The 15,061-nt window shown below is 40.6% G+C and carries 11 protein-coding genes; 10 read left to right on the top strand and 1 reads right to left on the bottom strand.

Annotated elements, in window-relative coordinates; translation table 11 throughout:
- Positions 1–139: 139 nt before the first annotated feature.
- The 3 genes from CVS89_RS08105 (at position 140) to CVS89_RS08095 (ending at position 6,850) form a co-directional block, all read left to right on the top strand.
- Entirely contained in the window at positions 140–5,293 is a 5,154-nt protein-coding gene (locus CVS89_RS08105; RefSeq protein WP_107847415.1) for a retention module-containing protein, read from the top strand.
- Positions 5,294–5,402: 109 nt separating this feature from the next.
- Complete coding sequence (locus CVS89_RS08100) at positions 5,403–5,996, top strand: LemA family protein (protein WP_021088893.1); 594 nt, start codon at positions 5,403–5,405, stop codon at positions 5,994–5,996.
- On the top strand, positions 5,996–6,850 hold the full coding sequence (locus tag CVS89_RS08095; RefSeq protein WP_107847417.1) for a TPM domain-containing protein: 855 nt from the start codon (positions 5,996–5,998) through the stop codon (positions 6,848–6,850). The genes CVS89_RS08100 and CVS89_RS08095 overlap by 1 nt, the downstream gene beginning before the upstream one ends.
- A gap of 236 nt (positions 6,851–7,086) precedes the next feature.
- Here CVS89_RS08095 and dnaJ read toward each other — a convergent pair whose 3' ends face one another.
- The gene (gene dnaJ, locus CVS89_RS08090) at positions 7,087–8,229 is read right to left on the bottom strand and encodes a molecular chaperone DnaJ (RefSeq protein WP_107847419.1); all 1,143 of its coding nucleotides are present in this window, start codon (positions 8,227–8,229) and stop codon (positions 7,087–7,089) included.
- Between the two features lie 123 nt (positions 8,230–8,352).
- On the opposite strand from dnaJ, the gene CVS89_RS08085 reads away from it, so the two are divergent.
- From CVS89_RS08085 to trpA, 7 genes are all read left to right on the top strand, one after another.
- Entirely contained in the window at positions 8,353–9,024 is a 672-nt protein-coding gene (locus tag CVS89_RS08085) for a response regulator transcription factor (protein ID WP_009294394.1), read from the top strand.
- Positions 9,021–10,277, top strand: coding sequence for an ArsS family sensor histidine kinase (locus tag CVS89_RS08080; RefSeq protein ID WP_021086841.1), 1,257 nt, complete (start codon positions 9,021–9,023; stop codon positions 10,275–10,277). Before CVS89_RS08085 ends, CVS89_RS08080 begins: the two co-directional genes overlap by 4 nt.
- A complete protein-coding gene (recR, locus tag CVS89_RS08075) occupies positions 10,274–10,846 on the top strand; it encodes a recombination mediator RecR (RefSeq protein ID WP_009294391.1) in 573 nt (190 codons plus the stop codon). Before CVS89_RS08080 ends, recR begins: the two co-directional genes overlap by 4 nt.
- An 83-nt stretch (positions 10,847–10,929) precedes the next feature.
- Positions 10,930–12,534, top strand: coding sequence for an anthranilate phosphoribosyltransferase (trpD, locus tag CVS89_RS08070; RefSeq protein ID WP_107847421.1), 1,605 nt, complete (start codon positions 10,930–10,932; stop codon positions 12,532–12,534).
- Complete coding sequence (locus CVS89_RS08065; RefSeq protein ID WP_107847423.1) at positions 12,534–13,145, top strand: phosphoribosylanthranilate isomerase; 612 nt, start codon at positions 12,534–12,536, stop codon at positions 13,143–13,145. The genes trpD and CVS89_RS08065 overlap by 1 nt, the downstream gene beginning before the upstream one ends.
- Positions 13,138–14,319, top strand: coding sequence for a tryptophan synthase subunit beta (gene trpB / locus CVS89_RS08060; protein ID WP_107847426.1), 1,182 nt, complete (start codon positions 13,138–13,140; stop codon positions 14,317–14,319). Before CVS89_RS08065 ends, trpB begins: the two co-directional genes overlap by 8 nt.
- On the top strand, positions 14,312–15,061 hold the full coding sequence (trpA, locus tag CVS89_RS08055) for a tryptophan synthase subunit alpha (protein ID WP_021093544.1): 750 nt from the start codon (positions 14,312–14,314) through the stop codon (positions 15,059–15,061). Before trpB ends, trpA begins: the two co-directional genes overlap by 8 nt.

Raw genomic sequence — 15,061 nt, 5'->3', positions numbered from 1 at the left:
TAAATTTTTGGACTTTATTATGAATTTGACACACCTCTTTCTCTTAAAAGTCGTATTTTCTCGCATAAAGTTATATCGATAGAGTTAGTATATAATCATGCGTAATATTTAGTAAATAAAAATAAGATAAGGAGTTTTTATGGCAAAGGAAGCCGGAGTAGTAAAATCACTAACAGGCAAGGCAGTTGCTGTTGATCAAAATGGAAATGCTAGAGAGCTAAAAGTTGGCGACATCGTTTATATGGGCGAAAGCGTTAAGACGAGTGACGCAGCTGACAAGGTAACTATCGTTGCAAACAATGGTAAAGAGATCACGATATTAGGCGATGATACTCTAGCATTAAATCAAAGCACAATAGGAAGTGACGGCTTAGCTGATATAAGTGCATTACAAAATGCTATTTTAAATGGCGGAGATCTAACAAAACTTGAAGAGACTGCTGCTGGTGGAAATGCTGCAGCTGCTGGTGGTGGAGATGGTGTTAGCCTAAGTGATGCTCAGTTTGCTGAAGGTGGACACTATTCAAACATCAATGAAACTTATAGAAATTTAACTGATACAAACAGAGCTTTTGCTTCATATGATAACCCAGTAGGTGGTTACAGAGATGGCAATGATGGCGACGATACTATAATCCCAGGTGCACCGCTTGTAACTTTTGTAAATGATACTAACAACGACGGCACCTTAAGTAGAGTTGAGCATGGAAATGATACAGATATAAATACATCTAAAGTTCTTATCACAGTGCCAAATGACGGTACAGTAAGAGCTGGCGATGTGCTAAATGTCACTATAACTGACCCGGATGGCAATAAAACTGTAACAAACGTAGTTATAACACCAGCTATCATAAGTAGTGGCTATCCGCTTGACGCACCTATAAAACCAGGCAAAGTTTCAACAGTAGATGCTACTATTACAAATTTCCAAGGACACGTTAGTGGTAGTAGTGAGGATAGTGTAACTCCAAATAGATCTAGTGTAAGTGTTGAATTTACAGAAGATAGAAATGACGATGGATTTTTAACATATACAGAAAATAAAAATGATGGTAAACAAAATGAGTCACCAGTAACTATAACTGCAACAGATGTTATACCTGGTGACATTCTTCACATTACTCTAACAAAACCAGATGGCACAGTAACGCCTTTACCACCTATAACCATCAATGCTACTGATATAGTAAATAATACTTTTACTAAAATCATCTCTGATATGCCAGTTGCTGAGGGTAAAATTTCAAAAGTAGATGCTTATGTTACTGATAGTACAAATTCTAACATTTGGAAGAGCGATATAGCAACCGATAATGTTACTCCAGATGTAAGACCGACTTTAGTATTTACTGAAGATCGTGACAATGATACTGGATTAAGCGATCTTGAAAATGGACGAGATGGTAATTACAGAAGCACTCCAGTGGATATAACACTTCCAAAAGATGTAGTAGTTGGCGATAAGATCGTCATAACCTATACTGATCCGTTAAATTATAATAATACCAATCCATCAGTTCCTCATGAAAAAACAATCACACTAGAACTAACCCCAGAAATGGTTAGAGATCATAAAGTAACTGGTGTACCACTTGAAATATTTCCTGGTGTAAGAACATTTGCAAGCGTTCACGTAGTAGCTGCTGATGGTACTCAAAAAAGTGCGGAGTCAGATACAGACAATGTATATCCACTTGATACTGGATTGGCCATAACACTATCTGAGCAAAAAACTCTTCATGAAATTTCAAGGCAAGAGAGTGTTACTAAGATTGATAAGAATTTTAATGGTGTAAACAAAGATTTGGGTGATGAAGAAGTAAATCACACAACTGCAAAGATCACATTGCCAAATAGAGTTGATGATGGTGATACACTTACACTTTCTATAAAAACCCCTAAGTTAGATCCTAGCGACCCTGAAAAAAAAGCGTTTTTAAAAGATTCTAATGGTAAAACAGAATTTGAAAATACTACTAGAGACTTTACTATACATGTAAATGAAAAAGGTGTTATAACTAAAGTAGTAGAACATACTAATTCTGGCGATGTTGAGTACGCTCCTTTAAAAGAGGAGCTTAATCAATGGGCTATTAATGTTGAAGGATTTAGCGTAAGACATGGAGAAGACACAACTATAACAGCTAGCATTACTCACATAAACCCAAATAGAAACACTCCTATAGGTCCTGCTGAGGCTTCAGCTAGCTTAGAGTATGTAAAAGCACCTGAAGTTATCTTTGAAGAAGCTCATGGAGCCAAGACTATGACTAGAGAGCAGGCTATCAGCGACCATGACCTTAATAGCACAACAGTTACTATCAAACTTCCTAAAAATGCAGTAAGTGGAGATAAATTAACTGTAACCATAAATGAGCCAAATGAGACTCCTAAAACAAAAGAATATACTGTTGGAAGAGACGCGAATGGTAAGTTTTTTGTAAAAGATAGTGCTGGTAATGAAATAAATACAGAAACAGATGGTAGAAGTTTCAAAATTTCTGGTATCAAAACAGCAACTGGCGAAGAAACTAAAGTAACAGCTGAGATAGTAGATAGTGACGGTAGCATCCAACATGCTAAAGGCTCAAGTAGTGTTACGATTGCTGGTATAAACGATATGGCTGTAAGATTTGTAGAAGATGGTGATGGCAATGTATCTCTAACAAGAGCTGAGAGTAAAGACGGAGATAATAAGCTAGACGAAACTACAATCGCAGTAAAAGTACCAAATAACGTTATAAAAGGTGATATAGTAAATGTAACAATAGATGGTGCTTCACCTAAAACTTATAAGGTTACAGGTAGGGATGATCATGGTAAGATCACACTAGAAGATACTTCTACTCATACTTCTATAACCGTAAATGATAAAAATGAGTTTAAGATCGAAGGTGTTCATATAGAAGCTGGTAAGCCTATCAACGTAACTGCAGAGACTACTGATGCAAGCGGTGGTAAAAAAGCTGAAGCACAAAATCACAACACTCTTGAAAAACTTCACGATGATATGAAGATAACTTTTGATGCAGATGATGGTGATGGTATCTTGGGTAATGCAGAAGCAACTGGAACCACTACGATGACAACCATTAAACTACCTTCAAATTTTGTTGATGGTGATAAGCTCATAATAAACAGTAAAACAGGTAATAATAGTGCACCTGAGGAAATTTATACGATAAACAAAAATAATGGCGTTGTTACTGTTACAAATGATAATGGAGGCGCTCCTCTAATAGTAAATGGCAATGCAGTTAAATATCCTCTAACAAATTTACAAAATGGCGAAGAGACTATCATCACTGCTAAAGTAACTGATAGTACTGGTGCTGATAAAGTAGAAACAAAGAGTGATATCATACTTGACACTGGTGCTGGAACTGGAACAAGATTTAGACTACTTATCGATGAAGATAAAGATAGAAATGGTTGGCTAGATAGAGAAGAAGCTATGAAAGATGGACAACTAAATACAACTTCAGCTACGCTTCAGATACCAACAAGCGTAAATGTAGGTGATACTATAACTGTTAATGTAGATGGAGGAACTCCTAAATCTTATACAGTTGTTTCAAATGATGGTACTAACGTTGTTATAAAAGATGCAGGTGGTAATATCGTATCTACACCTGGCAATAAGCTAAAAATTCCTGATGTTCATATAGACAAAGATCATCCAGCTAAAGTAGAAGCTACCATAAATGGAGAAACAAAAACAGCTGAAGCTAAACTAAAAACATTTGATGCTACAAATTTAAAGGTTGAATTTAAAGAAGATGATGCAAGTAGAGATGGCAAGATAGATAGAGATGAGTCTGTATCTGTTGATGGCGTTAAAGTAACAACTATAAGCGTTCAAGTGCCATATAATGTTATAACTGGCGATAAGGTAGAGGTGCTAATAACTGAACCAAAAACTGATGGCACTACAGCAACTAGACCTGTAAACTATACTGTTTCAAAAGCTCCTAATGGCGATATATCACTAGTAGATGCAGATGGCGTTCCTCATCCTTTACGCAACAATACTATCGAAATTGGTGATGTTAAAATGCTCCCAGGCAAAGAGACTAGTGCAACTGCAACCATAACAAATGCTTCTGGCGATATGTCTGCAACTTCTCCTGAGGCTAAAGCACAACTTGCTCCATTAAGCGAAGCAGGACTAAACATAAGCATAGCTGCTGATGCAAATGATAATGGCATTATCACAAGAGATGAGTCAGATAGCAATACTTCAAAAGTAAAAGTTTCTCTTCCTGGAAATGTGATAAAAGGTGATAAGATAGATGTTGAGGTAACAAATCCTGATAACTCTAAAGTAATTAAACATTATGAAGTTGATAGTAAAGATGTCAATGGCAACATAACATTAAAAGAAGAAGTAGGCTCTACTACTACTTATATCCATGTCTCTGCAAATGATCCTCTTGTGCTTGATGCAGCTATTGCGGTTGGTCAAGATACAGTGGCAAAAGTAACTTTAACTGATTCATTTGATAAAAGTGTAAGCACAGAGGATAAAGCACATGCTGAGATAGATGTTGTAAGAGGTATTCAATTTACAGAAGATGCAAGCAGAGATGGTGCGTTGCAAACTTATGAGAATTCTCAAAATGAAGATAAGACTCCTATAAAAGTCTATCTCAATGAAGATGCAAGAGCTGGCGATACAGTTGAGATCAAATATACTGATCCAGACAATCACACTCAAACAAAACCAGCAAATCATATACTAACAGCCGATGATATTAAAGAAGGTGCATTTGAACAGGTGCTTGACATCAATCCAATATCAAAATATGATCTAAAAGTTGATGCTACCTATAAAACTCATGATGGCTTAGAAACTAAACTTCCAACTGAGACACTTTCTATATTGCCTAAAGCAGTTATAGCTGAATACAATGAACACACAACTATGAAAGGTGGCGATAGCGATAATGATACTTTAATAGTTGATGGACAAACGGTTGATTTTAGTCATGTGGCTGGTCTTGATGCTAAAGTTGAAAGCTTTGAAAATATCCAACTTCAAGGCAACACTGAGATCAAATTTAATGCAAAAGCAATCTTTGATATCACTGATAATCTAGATACTGTTCTTAAGATAAAAGGCGCTGTTGATGAGCATGGTAACTCAACTACAAAAGTTGATCTAGATCACAAATGGACTGCTGACTCTAACTACGATGCTGATGGCTTTAAGGGCTACTCAAGTGTCGATCAAGTAAGCGGACACACTATCCATATACAAATAGACGATAAAGTCCAAACTGACCTATAATCCCCAAAAGTGAGTGCACTTTAAGCACTCACTTCACTTACCTAACTTCAAATTTACATCATTTTTTAAGCCTTATTTTACTAATATCACCCCTTTTAAAGGAGAAAATATGAAAAATTTAATAGCCATAGTTGTGGTCATCGCAGCACTTGTTTTTGGCGCTTTCAAATACGCAAATTCATTTGTCGTGCTTGATGAAAATACCAACGAGAAGTGGTCTCAGGTGCTAAATCAATACAAAAGAAGAGCCGATCTCGTGCCGAATTTAGTTGAAACTGTAAAAGGCTACGCAGCCCACGAGCAAAAGGTCTTTGAAGACGTGGCAAACGCAAGAAGCAAGAGCATGCAAGTAAGCATCGATGCAAGCAGTCTTAGCGACGAGGCAAAGGTTAAAGAATTTATGGCAGCTCAAGGTCAGCTAGGCTCCGCACTTGGCAGGCTAATGGCAGTTAGCGAGAGCTATCCAGAGCTAAAAGCAAATCAAAATTTCCTCTCACTCCAAAGCCAGCTTGAGGGCACAGAAAACCGCATAAGCGTAGCAAGACGCGACTACATCGAGGCTGTAAAAGAGTACAACGTGGCTCTTAGAAGCTTTCCTGGTAAATTTATAGCTAGCATCTTTCATCCAGAGATGAAGCCAAAGCAAGGCATCGAAGTTAGCAGCGAAGATATGAAAAATCCAAAAGTTTCGTTTGAGAAGTGATGAAAAAAGCTCTTGCTCTTTTGCTCTTTGCATTTTGCTTTTGTTTTGCTCTAAATTTCAATGAGCAGATCAACGATGAGGCTCATATCTTTTCACAAAACGAAAGAGATGAGCTTCTAAATTTAGTGCAAAATTTCGAGCAAAACAGCACCACGCAAATCGCCATAGTGACTTTAAATTCGCTTGAAAACAGGAGCATCGAAGAGCTGTCTCTTGAGATAGCTAGAGGCTACAAATTAGGTCAAAAAGAAGATAACAACGGCGTGCTTTTGGTGGTCGCTCCAAATGAGAAAAAGGTCCGCATCGAGGTCGGATATGGTCTTGAAGGGGTGCTAACCGATGCCATCTCAAGCCAGATCATAAATGGCGTGATGATACCTGAGTTTAAAAATGGCAAGATTAGCGAAGGCGTGAAAGAGGGCGTTTTGGCGATCATAAAAGCAGCTAGCGGCGAGGAATTTAGGAGTAAATTTAGCCTAGGTAATATACCTTTTGGCGTGATCGCATTTATCGCTGGCATACTCTCATGCTTTGCCTCTGTGATCTTTGGCAAATTTTTTGTTAGAACTGGCTTTAGCACGTGCTTTGCTGGACTTGTATCAATCGCACTTGAGCAGGGATTTGGCGTGCAAAACTACCTTATCATCTTTGGCGCCTTTGCCTTTATATTTGCGGTATTTTTCTTTATTTTAAAAGACGTTTTTAAGAGAAATAGCCAAGGTGGCTCTTTGCCAATGGGCTTTAGACGCGATAATTCAGGCTCAAATTGTGGCGGTCGCTCAAGTGGCAGAGGAAGCGGCTTTAGTGGCGGAGGCGGTGGTTTTGGCGGAGGCGGAGCTAGCGGCAGCTGGTAGAATTTGCCTGCCTTAGAAGTAAATTTCACTACCATTTGCAAATTTTAAAACCTCACTTACTCGCAAAAATTGACTACTAAAATTTGGCTTCGCTTACCGCTTAGTTCAAATTTTAGAGCCAAAATTACTCGCTCATGAAATTTTAAAATTTGTGTGAAATTTGCTTGTAAAATTAGGATATATAAAATTTATTTTAAAGAATTTGTGACGCCAAATTTCACGTCACAAATTTAAATTTATTTTTTCTTTTTGCCTTTTGGCTCGTCGCCTTTAAACCAGCTTTTTATCTTATCAAAGACGCTCTCATCGGTGCTTGACTTGCCTGAAACTATGCCAAAGCTAGCTTGAAGCTTATTTAAAAGCTCTTTTTGCTCGTCGCTTAGTTTATCAGGTGTTTGGATAGAAATTTGAGCTACAAGTCTGCCTTTTTTGCGTGAATTTACGCCTTTGATGCCCTCATTTTCAAAGATAAATTGCTGTTTATCTTTCGCGCCAACTGGCAGTTTTAGCTCGGCTTCACCGCGAAGTGTTGGGATTTTTATACTCTCACCAAGAACAGCCTGGGTGAAAAAGACTGGAATTTCTATATAAACATCGTCATTGTGGCGGATGAAGTGCTTGTCCTCTTTTACATTTATGCTGACGTAAAGATCGCCTTGAACGCCGTTTGCACCGATATTTCCTTTGCCAGCGACCCTCATCCTCATGCCACTATCAACGCCCTCTGGGATCGTGATCTTGACGCTTTGTTGCTGGACTTTATAGGCTTTTGCGTTGCAGTCAGGACATGGCTCGCTTATCACTTCGCCAGATCCGTGGCAGTATGGGCACTCTTGAACGATATTCATAAAGCCATTTCCACGTGTGATCCTGCCGCTTCCCCCACAGTGCTGGCAAGTTTTGTTTTTGCCGTCTTTGCTACCTGTTGCGTTGCATGTTGGGCAAGGCACTTTTTGATCAAATTTGATCTCTTTTTCGCAGCCAAAAACAGCTTCGTTAAACTCTAAATTTATAGGAATTTCAAGGTCGGCTGAGTATTTTTCGCTTCGTCTTTTTCTCTGTCTAGAGCCACCGCCAAAACCGCCTCCAAAAAACGAGTCAAAAATGTCTGAAAGGTCAAAATCAGCGCTAAAGCCACCGCCACTGCCAAATCTACCCTCAAGCCCTTCTTTGCCGTATCTGTCGTAGATTGAGCGCTTTTGCTCATCGCTTAAGACCTGATAGGCTTCGTTTATCTGTTTAAATTTATGCTCAGCCTCTTTGTCGCCAGCGTTTCTGTCTGGGTGGTATTTTAAAGCGAGCTTTCTAAAGGCTTTTTTTATCTCGTCGCCACTTGCATTTCTTGAAATTTCAAGGATCTCGTAATAATCAAACTCCACATTTTTCCTTGTTTATTAAGCTTATTTTAAATGTGAGATTTTATCCAAAAAAGTTTAAATTTAAAAAAGAATTTACATTTTTGCCGTATAATCTCTACTATTTTTCAATGAAAAGGATGATTTATGATTAACGTTTTAATGATAGAAGACGATCCAGAATTTGCACAAATTTTATCTGAATATCTTGATAGTTTTAATATAAAAGTGACTAACTTTGAAGACCCATATCTAGGGCTAAGCGCAGGGATAAAAAACTACGACCTGCTCATACTTGACCTTACATTACCTGGCATTGACGGTCTTGAGGTTTGCAAAGAAATTCGCCAAAAATACGACATCCCTATCATCATAAGCTCGGCTCGCAGTGACATCAGCGACAAGGTCGTTGGACTTCAGCTTGGAGCGGATGATTATTTGCCAAAACCATACGATCCAAAAGAGATGTATGCTCGTATCACAAGTCTTATTAGAAGATATAAAAAGACAAACGAAGTTCAAGAAGAGGTCGTTGATAGCGCATTTAGGATAGACGACAAGCGCCATGAAATTTACTTTAATAATGAAGCCCTTGCTCTAACACCTGCTGAGTATGAAATTTTAACCTATCTCATCAAACAGCACAGCTTTTCAGTATCTCGCGAGCAGCTAGTTTATAACTGCAAGAGCCTAAAAGATAAGGACTCAAAGAGCCTAGATGTCATCATCGGACGCCTTAGAACAAAGATCGGCGACAGCTCAAAAGCGCCAAAACATATATTTTCAGTTAGAGGCATAGGATATAAGCTTATCGGATGAAATACTCCATAACCACCAAGATAACTATCATCTTTGCCATCGCTTTCTCGCTGATGTGCTTGCTCTTTGTGACATTTGCAAACATTCAGCAAGAAAGTGCGCTTGAGAAGCTAAAAGACAAACAAATAAGCGCTATGAACTATCTTGTGGCGCTTTACGAGCGTGGCAATCCCCCAAGAGATTTAGAGCACTACTTTAAAAATTTCAACCTAGAATATGTCGGCAACAAAAATTTAGCCACCTCTGTTACTACAAGCGGAAACGCCATTTTTACGCAGCACACGCCTCTTGGCATGATGCAGTCGGTTAATTACAAAGGCGATTTGTATCTACTTATCAAAAATCCATCTTTTCAGCTGCTACTTGAGAGCAACGACGCAAGACACGTAAATGATCCGCTTTGGGTGGCATTTTTGATCATCTCGGCTCTACTTATCTCGCTTTATGTTTCGGTGCTTAGAAGCCTTTTGCCGCTTAGAAGACTTAGCAAAGATATCAGAAAATTTGCCAGCGGAAACATGGAGATGGCGATGACTGCTAGGTTAAATGAAAACGAGCAAGACGAGATCGGGCAGGTCGCAGTTGAATTTGACAACGCCGTTTGCAAGATCAGAGAGTTAATTCGCTCAAGGCAGCTATTTTTACGTGCGATCATGCATGAGCTAAAGACGCCTATAGGCAAGGGTAGGATCGTCTCTGAGATGGTTGCAAACGACACTCAAAAGATGAGGCTCATAAACGTTTTTGAGCGCCTTGAGATGCTGATAAATGAATTTAGCAAGGTCGAGCAGCTCCTTTCAAAAAGCTACGCGCTAAACTATCAAGAGTGCCATTTCTCGCTCATTTTGGAGCAGGTGCAAGATATGCTCATGCTTGATAAATTTGAGGAGCGTGTGAGCTGTGACATCAGAGATGACGTCATATTAAGAGTGGATTTTCAGCTTTTTAGTTTGGCGATTAAAAATTTGATAGACAATGCCCTAAAATACGCAGAGGACAAGAAAGCCATTTTGATCTGCGATAGCGAATTTATAGCGGTTAAAAATTTAGGTAAAAAGCTAAATCATCCGATTGATTACTATAAACAAGCCTTTGTAAGAGGCGACAAGGTGAGTGCGGGAAGCGGCATGGGGCTTGGACTTTACATCATCGAGCAAATTTGCCAGATGCAAAAATTTGAGCTTGCTTATGACTATGAAGACGGCTATCATGTCTTTAAAATTTTACTTCGAGCAAAGGCAAAACGCGCATGAAAAGGGGCTTAGAGAAATTTAACGAACTAACTGAGTCTTTTGCTAAGCTGCCAGGTGTCGGTAAAAAATCAGCCGCGAGATTTGCCTACTTTGTCTGCATGCAAGATAGCTTTGCGGGGCTAAGGCTCGCGCAAAATATCGAAGACGCAGTAAGGTTTATCAAACGCTGTGAGCGTTGTGGTGGGCTAAGCGAAAATGAAATTTGCGACATTTGCAGCGACGAGAGCAGGGATAGCGAGGTCATCTTGCTAGTTGAGAGCCCAAAAGATATCTTGGTTTTTGAGCAAAATGGCATCTACAACGGCCTTTACTTCGTGCTTGACGAGATCGATGAGGACGCCATAGAGAGGCTGCGAAGCGCTATCAAGCAAAATGGCTCAAAAGAGGTCGTCTTTGCCTTTACGCCAGGGCTAAATTCAGACGCTCTCATGCTTTATGTCGAGGACAAGCTTGGCATGAGTGAAATTTCATTTAGTAAGATCGCTCAGGGCGTGCCAACTGGCGTAAATTTAGAAAATGTCGATATGCTCTCACTCCTAAAAGCCTACGAGAGCCGCACAAAAGCCTAATTAAAATTTCTTTTAGTTATAATCTCACCTAAATTTATAATATTTAGTCCGCGCAATCGCCACTAAATTTAAAAGGATAGAGATTGATTTTACTTATAGATAACTACGATAGTTTTGTCTTCAACGTCGAGCAGTACGTAAAAGAGCTCACCAGCGAAGAGGTTAGATGCGTTAGAAACGACAAGATAACGCTTGAAGAGATCAAAAAACTAAACCCAAGTAAGATCATCCTAAGCCCAGGTCCAAAGCATCCAAAAGATAGCGGAGTTTGCCTAGAAATTTTAAAAGCAGACCTTGGCGTGCCAGTACTTGGAATTTGTCTTGGACACCAAGCCATAGGGCTTAGTTTCGGCGCAAAGATAAAAAGACTAGACGACCCACTTCACGGCAAGACCTCATTTATCGACGTGAAAAATAAAGAGCCACTCTTTGCAGGGCTGCCTGAGCGTTTTGAGGTTATGCGCTACCACTCGCTCTATGTCGATGAGCTCCCAGCTAGCTTAAGCGCTGATGCGGTGAGCGATGATGGCGTAGTTATGGCACTTAGCGTAAAAGATAAGCCGATCTTTGGCATCCAGTTTCACCCTGAGAGCTACTTCACGCAATACGGCAAAAAGATAGTTGAAAATTTTGTAAATTACAAGGCAAAAGAAGAGGTAAAAGAGCCAAAAATTCGCTCACTCAAGCCATATCTTATCAAGCTTCAAGAAAACATCCCGCTTGATGATAGCGACTTTGAGCAAATTTGCGAGATAATAGCCAGCAAAGAGTACGAGATCGTGCAGCTCTCAGCCCTTTTGGTGCTTATTAGCGAAAAGAGCCTCTATCCAAAAAGTCTCGCTGCGCTTGCAAAAAATATCCTAAAATACTCGCAAACTTACCGTGACGATACGCCTATGATCGATCTTTGCGGCACTGGCGGCGATGGCTTTAAGACGATAAATATCTCAACTACGGTGGCATTTATCCTTGCAAGCCTTGGTATAAAGGTCGCAAAACACGGTAACAAGGCAGTTTCAAGCAAGTCTGGCAGCTCTGATGTGCTTGAAATTTTAGGCGTAAAAAGTGAAAAATCACTGGCAAAACAGCGAGAAAATTTGGCTAGTAAAAATTTAGCCTTTTTCCACGCGCCATTTTTCCATCCGCTAGTTGGCGAGGTGAGAGAAGTGCGCCAAAGACTTGGCATAAGAACCGTATTTAACGTGCTTGGACCGCTTTTAAATCCAAATTTAAACCTTACAAACCAGCTAGTTGGCGTCTATCATAAGCCCGTTCTAAAACTCTACGCCCAGACGCTTAAAATTCTTGGCAGAAAGCACGCTCTAGTCGTTCGCGGCGATGACGGACTTGATGAGATCACGCTTTGCAATGAAACAAGCGTTGTGGAGCTAAAAAATGGCGAAATTTTTGAATACAGCATCACGCCAGAGCAGTTTGGCTTTAAAAGAGCACTTCACAGCAACATCGAGGGCGGCACACCTGAAGAAAACGCCAAAACTTTGATCCGCACGCTAAAAGGCGAGGAGCAGGGGGCGAAATTTGACATCGTGGTCTTTAATGCGATGTTTGCACTCTACGCAGCTGATGGCGCAAAGAGCCCAGACGAGGCCAAAAAAATGGTGCTTGAAGCGATAAATTCAGGCAAGGCGTATAAATTTTATGAAGAGTTTATAAGGGCGCAAGCGTAATGGCGCTAGTTAAAATTTGTGGCATCAAAACGCTAGATGAGGCAAGTGCGGTTTGTGCTTTGGATGTTGATTTTATCGGGCTGATATTTGCCAAAAGCAAAAGAAAGGTCGAGCTAAATTTAGCTAGACAGATAGCGAAATTTGCTCACAGCAAGGGCAAAAAAGTAGTTGGCGTTTTTGCGGAGCAAAGTGAGTGCGAGATAATGGAAATTTGCCAGTTTACTGGTCTTGACGTAGCTCAGGTGCATGGAGTGATGAGTGAAAATTTAGAGGCAAATTTAAAAGATATGGGGCTTGAGATCTGGCAGGTTTTTAGCGTGAAAGATAGCTTGCCAGAGGTTGATTTTAAGCATTTTGACATGGCGCTTTTTGACTGCAAGGGCGAAAATGCTGGAGGAAACGGCACTAGCTTTGAGTGGGAAATTTTAAAAGAGGTTAAATTTAAATTTGGCATGGCTGGGGGTATAGGCGAGCACAATATCAAAGAAGCGCTGAAATTTAAGCCATATCTAGTCGATATCAACTCAAAAGTCGAGGACGAAAACGGCATAAAAGATGTGCAAAAGATAGAGAGAATTTTAAAGATCATAGGTGAGGTAGAAGATGAATAATAAGGCGTATTTTGGAAAATTTGGCGGGCAGTTCGTGCCTGAGACGGTGATGTTTGCCCTTGATGAGCTAGAAAATGCTTATGAGAGCATCGCAAAGACAAAAGAGTTTAAAGACGAGCTTGATGATCTGCTTAAAAACTACGTTGGCAGGCCTAGTCCGCTCTTTTTTGCAAAGCGTCTGAGCGAGCACTACGGACATGAAATTTACCTCAAGCGTGAGGATCTAAACCACACGGGCGCGCACAAGATAAATAACGCCCTAGCTCAAGCGCTGCTTGCTAAAAAGATGGGTAAAAAGAAAATTTTAGCTGAGACTGGAGCTGGTCAGCACGGCGTGGCAACAGCGACTGCGGCAGCACTTTTGGGCTTAGAGTGTGACGTATATATGGGCGCAACAGACGTGGCTAGACAGCAGCTAAATGCCTTTCGCATGCAGCTTCTTGGCGCAAAAGTGGTGAGCGTAGAAGATGGCTTAAAAACGCTAAAAGAGGCGACTACTGCGGCCATACAAGCGTGGGTAAATGAGATAGAAAGCGCATTTTATGTCATTGGCTCAGCCGTTGGCCCACACCCATATCCAAAGATCGTGCGTGACTTCCAAAGCGTGATCGGCACAGAGGCCAAAGCCCAGCTTGCAGACTACGGTAAAAAGGCCGACTACGTCATCGCTTGCGTTGGCGGCGGCAGTAATGCTATTGGCATTTTTAGTGCGTTTTTAAATGATGAGAGCGTAAATTTAGTAGGTATAGAAGCTGGCGGCCTTGGCATAGATACGCCTTATCACGCAGCTACGCTTAGCAAAGGCAAAACCGGCATCATCCACGGCATGAAAACGACGGTCTTGCAAGATGAATACGGCATGATCTCGCCAGTGCATAGCATCTCAGCAGGCCTAGACTACCCAGGCATCGGCCCAGAGCACGCTCACTTAAATGACATCAAAAGGGTAAGATACGAAGCCGTGACCGACGATGAGTGCATAAATGCCTTGTATTTTCTAAGCAAGATGGAGGGCATCATCCCAGCTATCGAGAGCGCGCATGCGGTGGCGTATCTGGAGAAGCTTTGTCCAAAACTTGATAAAAAAAGCGTCATCGTCGTAAATATCTCAGGCAGGGGCGATAAGGACATAAACACAGTCATCGGCTACGAAAAAGGAAAAATTTATGGATAAGGTAAAAAGCGCATTTAACGGCAAAAAGGCAAACATCGGCTACATCGTGGCTGGTTATCCAAGCTTAGAAAAAACTAAGGAATTTTTAGAAAATTTAGATGAGAGCACGCTTGATCTGCTTGAGATCGGCATCCCGTACTCTGACCCGCTGGCTGATGGCAAGCTCATCGCACAAGCTAGCTTTGAGACGGCTCAAAGTGGCGTAAATACCGACGTTGTCTTTGATATGCTTGAGGGCTGTAAAGCAAAAGTGACAAAGCCACTTGTTTTTCTAGTTTATTACAACATCATCTTTGCTTACGGCGTTGATAAATTTCTAAAAAGATCACGTGAGGCGGGAGTTAGTGGCTTTATCGTGCCAGATCTTCCTTGTGAGGAGTGCGAGGAATTTGCTCTAAAGTGCAAGGAGCTAAATTTATGCCTTGTGCCACTTATAAGTGTCACTTCTGGGGGCAGGGCGGATGAGATATTAAAATTTGGCTCAGGGTTTATCTACGTGCTAGGTGCTATCGGCGTTAGCGGCTCAAAAAGAGCTGATGAAGATAGGATAAAAAATCTAGTCCTAGAGCTTAAGAAGAAGAGTGATCTGCCAGTGGCTGTGGGCTTTGGCATCAAAAACAAAGATGATGTTAGCGAAGTGAAAAAATATGCTGACGCTGCGATCATAGGCACACAAATAGTCAAGCTTTGCGCCAAATTTAGCGCAAAAGAGCTAGTTAAAGAGGTCGATAAACTCTTTTAA

The organism is Campylobacter concisus (assembly GCF_003048615.2).
GTDB classification, from domain to species: domain Bacteria; phylum Campylobacterota; class Campylobacteria; order Campylobacterales; family Campylobacteraceae; genus Campylobacter_A; species Campylobacter_A concisus_C.
Note: the sequence above shows the minus strand (reverse complement) of the source record. Positions and strands in the feature narration are given on the sequence as shown.

Bases quoted from the DNA above. Each gene is read 5' to 3' on its own strand.
- CVS89_RS08105 (WP_107847415.1), top strand. From the start codon at position 140: ATGGCAAAGGAAGCCGGAGTAGTAAAATCACTAACAGGCAAGGCAGTT.
- CVS89_RS08100 (WP_021088893.1), top strand. From the start codon at position 5,403: ATGAAAAATTTAATAGCCATAGTTGTGGTCATCGCAGCACTTGTTTTT.
- CVS89_RS08095 (WP_107847417.1), top strand. From the start codon at position 5,996: ATGAAAAAAGCTCTTGCTCTTTTGCTCTTTGCATTTTGCTTTTGTTTT.
- CVS89_RS08085 (WP_009294394.1), top strand. From the start codon at position 8,353: ATGATTAACGTTTTAATGATAGAAGACGATCCAGAATTTGCACAAATT.
- CVS89_RS08080 (WP_021086841.1), top strand. From the start codon at position 9,021: ATGAAATACTCCATAACCACCAAGATAACTATCATCTTTGCCATCGCT.
- recR (WP_009294391.1), top strand. From the start codon at position 10,274: ATGAAAAGGGGCTTAGAGAAATTTAACGAACTAACTGAGTCTTTTGCT.
- CVS89_RS08065 (WP_107847423.1), top strand. From the start codon at position 12,534: ATGGCGCTAGTTAAAATTTGTGGCATCAAAACGCTAGATGAGGCAAGT.
- trpB (WP_107847426.1), top strand. From the start codon at position 13,138: ATGAATAATAAGGCGTATTTTGGAAAATTTGGCGGGCAGTTCGTGCCT.
- trpA (WP_021093544.1), top strand. From the start codon at position 14,312: ATGGATAAGGTAAAAAGCGCATTTAACGGCAAAAAGGCAAACATCGGC.